Origin of the sequence: Enterococcus mediterraneensis (genome assembly GCF_900604485.1) — a bacterium.
GTDB lineage: Bacteria > Bacillota > Bacilli > Lactobacillales > Enterococcaceae > Enterococcus_C > Enterococcus_C mediterraneensis.
In genome coordinates this window covers 560006-572187 of sequence record NZ_UWOP01000001.1, presented here as the reverse complement: position 1 = coordinate 572187, position 12182 = coordinate 560006, and the positions used below count along the sequence as shown (strand labels likewise).

Sequence of the window (12182 nt, the reverse complement as noted above, 5' to 3'; positions counted from 1 at the left end):
AGGAGGAGCACAATGTCATATGTTTTAGGAGTCGATCTTGGTACTAGTTCATTAAAGGGACTAGTGGTAGATCGTGAAGGGCAAGTCGTGGCGTCTGCATCTAAGGATTATCCTTTGCTGCACCCACAGACTGGATACAGCGAACAGGATCCACAGGAATGGCTAGATGCTTTTGTAGATGTAGTTCAACAATTGACAACAAAAGTAGCTGATTTTACTAAAGAATTAGAAGGAATCAGTTTTTCTGGGCAGATGCATAGCTTAGTTGTTTTAGATGAAAACGAGCAAGTGTTGCGCCCGGCAATTTTATGGAATGATGTTCGTACAACAAAGCAATGCCAAGAAATCATGGCGACATTTGGCGAAACATTGCTGTCTATTACAAAAAACCGAGCATTAGAGGGATTCACTTTACCCAAAATTTTGTGGATTCAAGAAAATGAACCGGCAGTCTGGCAACAAGTCCGGCACATGATGCTGCCGAAAGATTATCTGGGTTTCTGGTTATCCGGTACAATGCATATGGATTATTCAGATGCAGCCGGGACACTTTTATTGGATGAAGAAAAGAAAGAGTGGTCGGACTCAATTTTAGATCGTTTTGCTATCCCAAAAGCTTATTTGCCTGAATTGATCGATTCTACAGGAATGATTGGTACACTTCGTCAGGAGCTTACGGCACAATTCGGATTTGAAAAAGAGGTCCAATTATTTGCTGGTGGCGCTGATAATGCGTGTGCGGCGGCCGGAGCCGGTATTTTGGATGACAAAACAGCGATGGCAAGCATCGGGACATCAGGTGTCTTTTTATCGTTAGAAAATAGTGCAGAACAAGATTATCAAGGCAAACTGCATCTGTTCAATCACGTTGTAAAAGACCGTTTCTACTCAATGGGGGTTACATTAGCGGCGGGGCATAGTTTGAATTGGTTCAAGGAAACTTTTGCACCCCAGCAATCTTTTGACGAATTATTAGCGGAGATTCCTACTATTCCTGCCGGAGCAAACGGATTACTGTTCTCTCCATATATCGTAGGTGAACGGACACCCCATGTGGACAGTAAAATCCGTGGAAGCTTCATTGGTATGGATACGACCCATACATTGTCTCATTTTGCGCGGGCGGTATTAGAAGGAATCACTTTCTCCCTGAAAGATTCTCAAGTATTGATGGAGCAGGTAGCAGGCAAGTCTTTCAAAAAAGTCGTTTCTGTAGGCGGCGGCGCTAAAAATGCTGCTTGGCTGCAGATCCAAGCAGATATTTTTGATGCGGATATTTTGTGTTTGGAAGCAGAACAAGGACCAGGATTAGGAGCTGCCATGTTAGCGGCGGTAGGACTTGGCTGGTATGCTTCACTGCCTGAGTGCGCTGAAACTTTCGTGTCATATCTTCCAGCTGTACATCCAAACAAAGAAGCTGTAGAGCAATATCAAAAACTTTATGCTATCTATCGAGAAATCTATCCAGCTACAAAAGAGATCTGTCATCAACTGAATGAATATTAAAAGTTGGTCTTACATTCATTAGGATCGTGCTTTTGTAAAAAAAGTAAACACTTTTGAAGCAGTTCTTTAAAGACAGAAAATTTTTCCGATAGCTAAAGAATATGGAAAACACTAGAGATAGTCAGTTTAATAGATCAGATTTTTGTAAATCCGGTCTATTAAATCGGCTATCTCTGTTTTTGTATAAAAAAACAGCGGAAAACGGTGATTTACCACTTTTTCCGCTGATAGTATATAAGTAAAGATCTTAATCTAATCGATTGCTCTCAAAATCCCTTCCCAAAAACATCGATCAGCAAATGGCAGAGCATCAGATCATCCATATTTTTGACATCCAGTTTTGTGGCTTCCTGAAATTTTTCTAAGCGGTATAAAAGCGTGTTGCGATGCAAGAACAATTCTTTTGATGTTGAGCTGACATTTCCCTGATTGCGCCACAAGCTTTGGAGAATCGTGACGATTTCATTGTCAGCGAACCATTCTTGATATAACGAACGCAATAAAACATTATTCTTTATCGAATCTCCTACAAGATAATCGATCACTGATTGGGTAAAAGAAAATTCTTTTTGAGTGTTGGCAACTTCCAGCTGATTTTGGAAGATTAAGCGTTCTTGTTGGAAATTTTCATAAAATCGAGAAGGTTCGATATGGAATGCCCCTACAAAAATCTGCGAGTATACATCAAAGTCACTATCCAATGCTTGAAACAATCCAAAGATTTCTTCCGCGGAGTAAGTGATGTCTTTTTTTTCTTCGATAATAAAAGCCTGCTGCTCATCCAAAAAGAAAGAATCAAGAAGATCAGGAAACATGTCTTTGATCTCATGCTGCCATTCTTTTTTAAAAAAGCCGGGATTTGTTTTTAATTGCAGCTGGATGACTCGTATGCAAGGCGACGTATTGATCGGTTCGTTTTTAAAGAGGATACGATACCATTGATGTTCGATCACTGATTGGGAGATTTTTTTATTTGGCAATAATGTTATGAGAAGTTTTTCTTCACGATCACTCAATCCGTTGCGATCAATCAGTGCAACACCTTCATTAACAGGTATCGCGAGAAAATTTTTTTCATCATATGGCAAATGGCTGAGTTTACTGTCTGGATAGATTGATTGTAATGTTTGAAAATTCATCGTAACGCCTCATTTATTTGTGATACTTCTATTTTAGCAGTATCTATCGAAAAAAAGACAAAGAAAATCAAAAAAAATATATTTTATCAAGCGCTTTCGATAACTCTAGATTGTCAATTACTGGGATTCATGGTTCAATAATTATGTAAGCGTTATCTTAGGAGGCGTAGTGATGATCGTAAAGAACGAAGCAGCAGGAATTTTGCGAGCACAGGAAATCTTGAAACCTATCATGATTCATACACCGCTTGCACCTAGCAATATTTTATCTGCGGAGAAGCAAGGCGATATTTACTTAAAACTGGAAAATCTGCAACGGACGGGCTCTTTTAAAGCAAGAGGTGCCTATTACAAATTAGCTTCATTGACGGATCAAGAAAAACAGCGGGGCGTGATCGCCTGCTCAGCGGGAAACCATGCGCAAGGTGTAGCTTTAGCGGCAAAATTATTAGGGATCAACGCTCGTATTTTTATGCCTACACATGCCCCAAACGTCAAAATCGACGCGACAAGAAGCTATGGAGCAACTGTTGTTTTAGCCGGCGAGACTTTTGATGAAACAAAACAATATACTTTAGAAGCCGCTGCACTTTCAGGTGAGATTTTTATCTCCCCGTTTGATGATCTGAAGGTGATCGAAGGGCAAGGGACGATTGGTTTAGAGCTTTTAGAAGATTTATCTGAGATCGACAACGTCATTGTACCGATTGGCGGCGGTGGTTTGATTGCGGGGATCGCTGTAGCAATCAAGACCTTTCGGCCAGAGGTCAAAATCATTGGAGTGCAGACCTATCAGGTACATGGAATGGTTCGGTCCATCTGGCAGAAAAAGTTAGTAGCCAAACGGGACAGTGCCACGCTGGCTGATGGCTGCGATGTCGCTTTAGCAGGAGAGTTGACCTATCATTTATTGAAAAATCGGATCGATGAAACGGTTCTAGTAGAGGAAAAGATGATCGAAGAAGCGATCTGTTATTTAGCGCTGAAAGAAAAAGTTATCGCAGAAGGAGCAGGAGCGCTGAGTACAGCAGCGATCCTCAGCGGAACGATCGATCATTTGCTGAAAGGAAAAAAGACAGCCGCCATCGTTTCTGGCGGTAATATCGATTTCTCGCTCTTTAAAGAAATCATCTGACTCACTTAATACAATCCAAAACAATAAAATAACCCAACATTCGTGTGACCTGCAGGTGCTTGTGTTGAATTGCCGCAAGTATAAAGTCCAGCGAATGTTGGGTTATATATTATTCGAATTTGGTCAATACATTTTTTAAGAGGCTCTCTTAGCAGAATAACTTCTTAGAATCCACGTCCGCCGCCGCCGAAAGTTCCGCCGCCGCTGGAGTGGGTAGTACTGCCTCCGCTGCCGCCAAAACCGCCGCCGCTGTTATTGTTTCTAGGGATACGTCGAGTAGTCACAAAAGAATGGACCAGACGATTTTCTTTTTTCGTTAGTTGCAGATCAGCGTTTTCCTGATAAGGATATTTATAAACACCGCTTTTTAGTTGATATCTCGATTTCGTGATCAAGAAAAAAGCCAGACTTGCTACGAGAGCGGCAGCCGCAGCAATCACCGCTTCTAATGCTGTAATGGTTTTGTAGCGGGTGATCTTGCCGGTTTCTTCGTCCACGCGGTAGTGTCCGCCCGGCACACCATCTTCAACAAAGGCCGCTGTTTTTGAGAGGTAAGCATCTGCCGCTTCAAAATAAGCGGCACTGCCCATATAAGTTTCCACATCGTCTAAAATCTCATCGATTCGGCGATCCGTCAGATAATCGATCATGTTTCCGGAAGTGGAAAGATAGATTTGTCGTTGGTTCATATCTAACAATAAGACCGCACCGTTTTGGTCGTTGCCGACTTTGTCTCGTAAATAATTATCTGCAAAATCACGAGGATCTTCGGTGTTGTCGTCATTTGTCACGATCAAAATCTGTCCTTTGATCGTTTCACTGATTTCTGCTGCTTTGGTGTTCAGCTGGTCTTGTTGTTCAGCAGTAAATAATCCTGCATTATCTTCAACAAGATTTTCAGCAGCAAAAACAGAAGAGCCAACCAACGAAAGACTTCCTAAAAGTACCGCGAGAAAAACAAGTAATTTTTTCATATGAAATACCCCCCAAGTAAAAAGAGAAGTAAGACACCTAAAAAGATTCCTAGTGCGGTCAATCCTAATTTCTTATAACTGATAGGCAGGACTCCGCTGACTTTCCCGGTTTGACCGTTCATAGCGTAATAATAGGTCTTTTTATCAGAATCGTTGCTGCGGTAAGTTACCAGCCAAACCGGCAATAATAGGTATTGTTCTTCTTCTTTCGTCACATCGACGTTTTTTTGTCTGGGAACGAAAGTGGAGAAGCTGCCGACTGTTCCTCGCAAGAGATCTTCGCTGTAAGAATGCAGTTCTTTTTTGACGGTTTCCTGCATATCCGCATACTCGATATCGCGTTTTTCTGCTTGGAAGCCTGCCAGATATTGATTTTTAAACTCGACTGCTTTTTCTAGTGGGAAAGGTTGTACGCCAGTCACCATTTTTTGCTGTACATTTTTTGACAAGGCATTTTTCACTAGATTTTTGAATTTGATTTTTCCAGCCCGTTCAATCTCGTATTGCTTGGTCTCGGTATATTCGATATCACCGACGATCCAGACTCGCAAAGCCGTTCCGGTCCCGGTCAATTCGCCTTGGGTCTCGGCATCGACATCCCAATAAGGAAAATAAACACCGGTCAATTTTTCTACCTGTTCCTGACTAAAGAAATCTTTAGGAACAAAGGCTTTTTTTTGTGCCCATTCTAAAAATTTCGCGGTAGCTTCTTCTTTACCGATCGCAAAAGGCAGAACTTTGTTTGGCAGAAAATTACCGCTGAGGCGTCCCTGTAAAACGACCGGATTATGGCAGTAATAACAATAAGTCGCCGCAGTTGTCGCATCTGTCACGATCTCAGCACCGCAGTTAGGACATAGGAACAGATCCATTGAATCCGACATTCCTTCTGCATTTTCAGCTTCTCCAGCGGTGTCTGTGGGGTTGATCGTCTCTGTTTCGCTTGCAGATTCGGCCGTTGGTTCTTCAGCTGGAGTTTCTGATTCTGCCATTTGCGCTTGCTTTTGTTTTTCTTCAAATTCGCTTACTTCATCGACAGTGAAAATACTCAAACAATAGGGACAATGGAATTTTTGATCGTCTGGCTCAAATGTCAAGGCACCGCCGCAATTGGGGCATTTATGTGTTAGGACATCCATGATAGCCCTCCTTTTTAATTATCTAAAGGTATGCCCTTGAACGGTTTGCCGCAATTTGGACAGAATTTTGGAATCCCTTTTGAAAGATCGATGACTTCACCGCATTCGCTGCATTTCATTTTCAGCTCAGCCGCCGCTTTGGTTTCTGGTTTTGGTGTTCCGCAGTTGCTGCAGAATTTGCCGGTATTTTCCGTTCCGCATTGTGGGCAGGTCCAAGTATCTGAGGATGCTTGACCGCCTTGTTGATTCTGTTGGTTTTGCTGCATCTGCTGTTGATTGGCTTGAGATGCTTGGCTCAGATAGCCGCCGCCGGTATTCATGCCCATGCCCATACCGAAAAATCCGGTGGTGGCGCCGCCTTCGTTTTTGCCGGCAGCTTCCATTCCTCGAGCGATCGATCCTTGAACATAACCTTCTCGAACGCCTGCATCTCCCAACATCGCGCCTTGGTTGCGCATATTAATCAATTTCACTGAATCGTCCGTATAAGAAATGCTTGCGACAGCCACTGCTACGATCTCCATTCCGCGTAGCTCAGTCCAGCTGCTGTCAAGGACATCAGACATGTATTTGCTCAACTCCATGCTTTTTGACGGTACATAAGAGATCCGCTGACCGTCCGCAGACATTTGGTTGATAGAAGATTGCAAGGCTGTCAAAAACTCATTAAGATATTGTTCGTTGATATCGTCAATTTCGACTTGCGTTTGATTTTTCGGGATCGCGTTTGTGTAAAACAAAATCGGATCCGTGATTTTTATTGAATAGGTTCCATGCGCTCGTAAAAACAGCTCGGCATTATAAAAATTATCGAAATAATTCAGCGGTGAAGCAGTACCGAACTTGATTCCTTTAATTTCTTGAAGGTTGATATAGAACACTTGCTGTTTCTGAGGTGTAACGCCGCCGTATTTAAAACGGTCAAATGTTTCCTTGATAGCATCTTTCAATGAACCGTTGAACATAGAAGGTGCCAAGTTGTTTTTGACCGTGTAATAGCCTTCTTCGGCAGTATAATCGACAATTTTTCCGCCATCTACTAAAAGCATCATCATATTTGGATAAACATGAATCACAGAACCGTCTGTAATGACATCTTCTGTGCCTTTGCGATTTGATCCTCGTTTATCGTTTTGCCGGACTTTGACACCTTTTGTCATGACAGTGGAGCCGCCCATATCTGCTGGTTCGATGACCTCTAACCACTGGTCGGCAAGCCCGCCGCCAACAGTACTCGTTGCTGCTTTGATGATTCCCATAATGTAAATCCTCCTTTGAGTAAGATGAATAAAAATATTTCAAGTGTTTTATTTATTATACCATAGCTGCTGATTTCCAAGAAAATAGATGCTAGTCAAGCAGTGAATTATTAAAAGAGCGTAGGAAACCTAGTTTTTTATCGGGAAATTTCGTATAATAATAGATAGCGAATTTGAAAAAAGGTGAGGAAAAGGATGGCTTATCAAGCACTATATCGCGTATGGCGTTCGCAAAGATTCGATGATGTTGTCGGTCAAAAAGCGATTACCCAAACGCTGAAAAATGCAATCGTTCAAGAACAGATCTCTCATGCCTATTTGTTTACCGGGCCAAGAGGGACAGGGAAGACAAGTGCGGCCAAAATTTTTGCGAAGGCCATCAACTGTCCCAACAGCCATGATGGCGAGCCTTGTAATCACTGTGATATTTGCCGTTCCATCACAGCCGGTACGCAAGAAGATGTGATCGAGATCGATGCGGCCAGCAACAACGGCGTGGAAGAAATTCGTTTTATTCGTGATCGAGCCAACTACGCTCCTACGAATGCCAAATACAAAGTGTATATCATCGATGAAGTCCACATGCTTTCTACCGGTGCGTTCAACGCGCTTTTAAAAACGCTGGAAGAACCTAGAAAAAATGTGGTATTTATTTTGGCAACGACCGAACCTCATAAGATCCCGGCAACGATCATTTCTCGTACACAGCGCTTTGATTTCAAACGAATCGATACACAAGATATTGTTGGACATTTGATCCATGTGCTGAAAGAAAGCAATATTGATTTCGAGGAAGAAGCATTGTATGTGATCGCCCGTGCGGCAGAAGGCGGGATGCGGGACGCATTGAGTATTTTGGATCAGGCGATCTCTTTTAGTAATGAAAAAGTGACGTTGCAAGATGCGATGGAAGTCACAGGCAGTTTGACCTATGAGATGATGGATCAATTTATCCATTCATGTTATACATCTGATAGCGCACAAGCACTGACAGAATTGCAAGAGATGTTGGCATCAGGAAAAGAAGCGCGACGGTTACTGGAAAATCTATTAGTCTATTGTCGCGATCTGTTGATCTATCAACAGGCACCGAAACTATTGGATGAAAAATCCGGTCATCTGACAGATGCCTTCAAACAATTAGCCGCGGAAGTCTCAGCACCGATTATTTATCAGTGGATCAATATTTTGAATGAAACGCAAAATGAAGTCCGCTTTACGAATAGCCCGACCATTTATTTAGAAGTAGCAACGGTAAAATTAGCGAACACTTCACCAACAGCTCCCCAAACGGTAGAATCTGTCGCTGGACAGGCGCCTGCTCCTTACGATAACGGGGAGATCCGAGAGCTGAAAAAACAAATAGAGACGCTGCAAAAAGAGATCCAACAGTTGAAAACCAATCCAACTGTAAATCATAAAAATGAAACAGTATCTCCTGTTTCACAAACAAACCGCACTAAAGCGACTACTTATCGAGTACCGCGGGAGCAAGTGTTCACTGTGTTGCGGGAAGCTACCAAAGAAAATCTGATCAACGTCAAGAATGTTTGGGAAGATCTGTTGATGAGTCTTTCAGTCACACAACGGGCGGTCTTGCGATCCAGCGAGCCAAAAGCGGCAAGTCCCAACGGTTTAGTGATTGCTTTTGATTACGAGATCGTTTGTCAAAAAGCCGCGGGAGATCAGGAATTAGAGCTGGCGATCCATAACAATATCAGCCGTATGATCCCTGATTACGCGCCAAAGCCCATCTATATCACAGATGAAAGCTGGCCGCAGTTGCGGAGTGATTTTGTCAACGGTTCAGCAAAATCTGATGATGAAACAGAAGAACCAGCTCCCGAAAAAGAAGATGAGGAAGTTGTACTGAAAGCCCAAGAACTATTTGGCAATCTAGCACAAATCCAAAACGATTAAACTGCTGTCAAAGACAACAAGAAAATGATAAAATGCTAGAATAAAATTCTTACAATAATAGGAACAAGGATGCCAGTTCCACTTGCTAAGAAATAAGTTAGTGGAATGGTATACGGAGTGACAAACAGAAGGATTTTGAAAAAATCCTTACTATATTAGGAACGAGGAGTGATCTTCAATGATGCGTGGCATGGGAAATATGCAAGGTATGATGAAACAAGTACAAAAAATGCAAAAAGAAATGGTGAAGGCCCAAGAAGCCTTGAATGAACAAGAATTTATCGGAGAATCGACAAGCGGTTATGTGAAAGCGACCTTTACCGGTGACCGTAAAATGAAAGAAATCGCGATCGCACCAGAAATCGTTGATCCAGAAGATCCAGAAATGTTGCAAGATCTTGTGATCATGGCGGTTAATGATGCGTTAGCAAAAGTAGAAAAAGAAACGGAAAAAACTATGGGTAAATACACGAAAGGTTTACCTGGGTTTTAACCTATCGTTAGGAGTAATAGCTGATGCAATACCCAGAACCAATTGCAAAATTGATCGACAGCTATATGAAACTGCCGGGTATCGGTCAAAAGACTGCGACTCGGTTAGCTTTTTATACCATCGACATGAAAGATGAAGTCGTCAATGAATTTGCGAAATCGCTTTTGAGCGTGAAACGCGATCTGCATTTTTGCAGTATCTGCGGGAATATTACAGAAGATGACCCTTGCGAGATTTGTGCCAACCCTAATCGCGACCGCGGGACGATCTTAGTGGTGGAAGAACCAAAAGACGTGATGGCGCTAGAAAAAATGCGGGAATATCATGGTCTTTATCATGTGCTTCACGGTGTTTTGTCGCCGATGGAAGGAACCGGACCAGAAGATATCAATATCGCCTCTTTGATCCAACGGCTGCATGACGCGGAAGTAAAAGAAGTGATCATCGCTACTAATGCAACAACAGAAGGGGAAGCAACAGCAATGTATCTTTCTCGTTTGATCAAGCCAGCGGGCATCAAAGTGACACGGTTAGCTCATGGGCTTTCAGTGGGAAGCGACATTGAATATGCGGATGAAGTCACTTTGTTGAAGGCTGTCGAAGGTCGTCGCGAGCTTTAATAAATAAGTAATGAGAGTTTTCCGGTACAATAAGAATAACCGGGACAGATGGAGGAAAATGACGTGAATGGATTGTTTATCACGATTGAAGGACCCGATGGCGCAGGCAAAACCAGTGTATTGAATGAATTGTATCCACGGTTGCAACTATTAGCAAAACGCCCGATCGTAAAAACCCGGGAACCGGGTGGAGTAAAAATTTCAGAAAAGATCCGTAAGATTATCTTAGATCCGGCAAATGGGGAGATGGATGAACGGACAGAAGCATTATTGTATGCCGCTGCTCGTCGTCAACATTTAGTGGAAGTCATTCTTCCCGCTTTAGAACAAGGGAAAATCGTGATCTGTGATCGATTTGTTGACAGTTCTCTGGCATACCAAGGTGCTGGTCGGCGGATCGGGATTCCGGAAATCGAAAAAATCAATAATTTTGCAATCGAAGGCACAAAACCTGATTTTACGTTATACTTAGATGTAGATTCGGATACAGGCTTGCAACGGATCGCCCGTTCACGTCATGGCAAAGCGGATCGCTTGGAAACGGAAAGTTTAGAATTTCATCAGCGTGTACGTCACGCATATTTGAAATTAGCGGAAGAAGATCCGGTACGCATCCACAAAGTTGATGGACGAATGAGTCTGCAAGAAGTCGTGGAAGCGAGCTTTACAGCAATCACCGAAACCTATCCCGAATATTTCTAACTTATAGGAGGACAAGAAGATGAAACTAATTATGGCTATTGTTCAAGACAAGGACAGCAATCGTTTGGCAAATGAATTTATCGACGCGAATATTCGTGCGACGAAACTTTCTTCCACCGGCGGATTTTTAAAAGCCGGCAACAGCACCTTTATTATCGGGATCGATGATGAACGGGTAGAAGAAACATTAGAATTGATCAAAAAGACCTGCCAATCACGCAAACAGTACGTATCGACACCAATGTCTTTAGATATTTCATTAGACGGACAAGTTCCTTACCCTGTAGAAGTAGAAGTTGGCGGAGCAACTGTTTTTGTATTGCCAGTTGAAGGGTTTCATCAATATTAATAGGAGAAAATAATGGAAGAACGCGATTTTTTAGCTGAATATCAGCCGCTTGTTTTCTCGCAATTAAAAAAAAGTGTGAAGCATGGGCGTTTGGCTCATGCTTATCTTTTTGAAGGCGATCAGGGAACCGGTAAAGCGGCAATGAGCCGCTGGTTGGCTAAGCGCTTGTTTTGTACAGATCTGCAAGATGATGAGCCTTGTAATCGTTGCAACAATTGCCGTCGTATCGAGCAGGGAGAACATCCTGACGTTCAGATCATCCAACCGGAAGGACAAACGATCAAAGTCGATCAGATTCGGCAGCTGCAGGCGGAATTTTCAAAAAGCGGCTTTGAAAGCCGCCAACAAGTCTTTATTATTCAAGACGCTGATAAAATGAATGCTAGTGCCGCCAACAGCTTGTTGAAATTTTTAGAAGAGCCGCCTGGAAGCTTTTTGGCGCTTTTAGAGACAGACGCTTTGGGAAGGATCTTACCCACGATCCAATCCCGCTGTCAGATCATCCATTTTTTGCCATTGGCTCCTGAACATTTGATTGAAAAACTGGTAAAAGACGGAATCGGCAAAGAATCCGCCCAACTTCTGGCAAGTTTGACAAATGGTTATCAAAAAGCAGTTGAAATCTACCAAAATGAATGGTTTAATGGTGCTAAGGATACTGTTATGCAATGGTTTACTTATTTGGAAAAACGTGATCCACAAGCATTTATATATGTCCAAAAACGTATTTTACCTTTAGCAAAAGAAAAGGAACAACAGAGATTATTACTTCAGATGTTGTTATTTTATTATCGGATAAAACGTGATCGAAGCACAGAATCTGCAACAGAAAGTACACGTATTTTAGAATTACTGCTGCAAGCAGAACAGAAATTGACAGCGAATGTTTCGTTTCAAAATGTTGCAGAACAGCTTGCACTGCGAATCATTTATCAAAAATAGTTCC

General features: G+C 42.4%; 12 protein-coding genes. 8 read left to right on the top strand and 4 right to left on the bottom strand.

What is annotated here, in order from left to right:
* Positions 1–12 precede the first annotated feature (12 nt).
* Entirely contained in the window at positions 13–1506 is a 1494-nt protein-coding gene (gene xylB / locus EFB00_RS02710) for a xylulokinase (protein ID WP_122645397.1), read from the top strand.
* 266 nt (positions 1507–1772) lie between these two features.
* On the opposite strand, the gene EFB00_RS02705 is transcribed toward xylB, so the two are convergent.
* Positions 1773–2645, bottom strand: a complete 873-nt coding sequence (locus EFB00_RS02705; RefSeq protein ID WP_122645396.1) for a helix-turn-helix domain-containing protein — start codon at positions 2643–2645, stop codon at positions 1773–1775.
* Between the two features lie 172 nt (positions 2646–2817).
* On the opposite strand from EFB00_RS02705, the gene EFB00_RS02700 reads away from it, so the two are divergent.
* The gene (locus tag EFB00_RS02700) at positions 2818–3780 is read left to right on the top strand and encodes a pyridoxal-phosphate dependent enzyme (protein WP_122645395.1); all 963 of its coding nucleotides are present in this window, start codon (positions 2818–2820) and stop codon (positions 3778–3780) included.
* A gap of 164 nt (positions 3781–3944) precedes the next feature.
* On the opposite strand, the gene EFB00_RS02695 is transcribed toward EFB00_RS02700, so the two are convergent.
* From EFB00_RS02695 to EFB00_RS02685, 3 genes are read right to left on the bottom strand one after another with little or no spacing between them, the layout of a single operon-like run.
* Positions 3945–4754, bottom strand: a complete 810-nt coding sequence (locus EFB00_RS02695) for a TPM domain-containing protein (protein WP_122645394.1) — start codon at positions 4752–4754, stop codon at positions 3945–3947.
* Positions 4751–5893: a TFIIB-type zinc ribbon-containing protein gene (locus tag EFB00_RS02690; RefSeq protein ID WP_122645393.1), complete on the bottom strand. Its 1143-nt coding sequence runs from the start codon at positions 5891–5893 to the stop codon at positions 4751–4753. Before EFB00_RS02690 ends, EFB00_RS02695 begins: the two co-directional genes overlap by 4 nt.
* Positions 5894–5907: 14 nt before the next feature.
* The gene (locus tag EFB00_RS02685; RefSeq protein ID WP_122645392.1) at positions 5908–7152 is read right to left on the bottom strand and encodes a DUF7130 family rubredoxin-like protein; all 1245 of its coding nucleotides are present in this window, start codon (positions 7150–7152) and stop codon (positions 5908–5910) included.
* Between the two features lie 195 nt (positions 7153–7347).
* Between EFB00_RS02685 and dnaX the strand changes: the two genes are divergently transcribed.
* The 6 genes from dnaX (at position 7348) to holB (ending at position 12178) form a co-directional block, all read left to right on the top strand.
* Positions 7348–9072 (top strand): DNA polymerase III subunit gamma/tau, encoded by a 1725-nt coding sequence (dnaX, locus tag EFB00_RS02680; protein WP_122645391.1) that lies wholly within the window; start codon positions 7348–7350, stop codon positions 9070–9072.
* Between the two features lie 178 nt (positions 9073–9250).
* Positions 9251–9565 carry a YbaB/EbfC family nucleoid-associated protein gene (locus tag EFB00_RS02675; protein ID WP_122645390.1) on the top strand — a complete coding sequence of 105 codons (315 nt, stop codon included), beginning with the start codon at positions 9251–9253 and terminating at the stop codon, positions 9563–9565.
* Between the two features lie 23 nt (positions 9566–9588).
* A complete protein-coding gene (gene recR, locus EFB00_RS02670; RefSeq protein ID WP_122645389.1) occupies positions 9589–10185 on the top strand; it encodes a recombination mediator RecR in 597 nt (198 codons plus the stop codon).
* A gap of 63 nt (positions 10186–10248) precedes the next feature.
* Positions 10249–10887, top strand: coding sequence for a dTMP kinase (tmk, locus tag EFB00_RS02665; RefSeq protein ID WP_122645388.1), 639 nt, complete (start codon positions 10249–10251; stop codon positions 10885–10887).
* Positions 10888–10906: 19 nt separating this feature from the next.
* Positions 10907–11236, top strand: coding sequence for a cyclic-di-AMP receptor (locus EFB00_RS02660; RefSeq protein ID WP_122645387.1), 330 nt, complete (start codon positions 10907–10909; stop codon positions 11234–11236).
* A 12-nt stretch (positions 11237–11248) separates the two neighbouring features.
* Positions 11249–12178, top strand: a complete 930-nt coding sequence (holB, locus tag EFB00_RS02655) for a DNA polymerase III subunit delta' (protein ID WP_122645386.1) — start codon at positions 11249–11251, stop codon at positions 12176–12178.
* Positions 12179–12182 lie beyond the last annotated feature (4 nt).

Coding starts and splice junctions, on each gene's coding strand:
- xylB (WP_122645397.1), top strand. CDS start 13: ATGTCATATGTTTTAGGAGTCGATCTTGGTACTAGTTCATTAAAGGGA.
- EFB00_RS02705 (WP_122645396.1), bottom strand. CDS start 2,645: ATGAATTTTCAAACATTACAATCAATCTATCCAGACAGTAAACTCAGC.
- EFB00_RS02700 (WP_122645395.1), top strand. CDS start 2,818: ATGATCGTAAAGAACGAAGCAGCAGGAATTTTGCGAGCACAGGAAATC.
- EFB00_RS02695 (WP_122645394.1), bottom strand. CDS start 4,754: ATGAAAAAATTACTTGTTTTTCTCGCGGTACTTTTAGGAAGTCTTTCG.
- EFB00_RS02690 (WP_122645393.1), bottom strand. CDS start 5,893: ATGGATGTCCTAACACATAAATGCCCCAATTGCGGCGGTGCCTTGACA.
- EFB00_RS02685 (WP_122645392.1), bottom strand. CDS start 7,152: ATGGGAATCATCAAAGCAGCAACGAGTACTGTTGGCGGCGGGCTTGCC.
- dnaX (WP_122645391.1), top strand. CDS start 7,348: ATGGCTTATCAAGCACTATATCGCGTATGGCGTTCGCAAAGATTCGAT.
- EFB00_RS02675 (WP_122645390.1), top strand. CDS start 9,251: ATGATGCGTGGCATGGGAAATATGCAAGGTATGATGAAACAAGTACAA.
- recR (WP_122645389.1), top strand. CDS start 9,589: ATGCAATACCCAGAACCAATTGCAAAATTGATCGACAGCTATATGAAA.
- EFB00_RS02660 (WP_122645387.1), top strand. CDS start 10,907: ATGAAACTAATTATGGCTATTGTTCAAGACAAGGACAGCAATCGTTTG.
- holB (WP_122645386.1), top strand. CDS start 11,249: ATGGAAGAACGCGATTTTTTAGCTGAATATCAGCCGCTTGTTTTCTCG.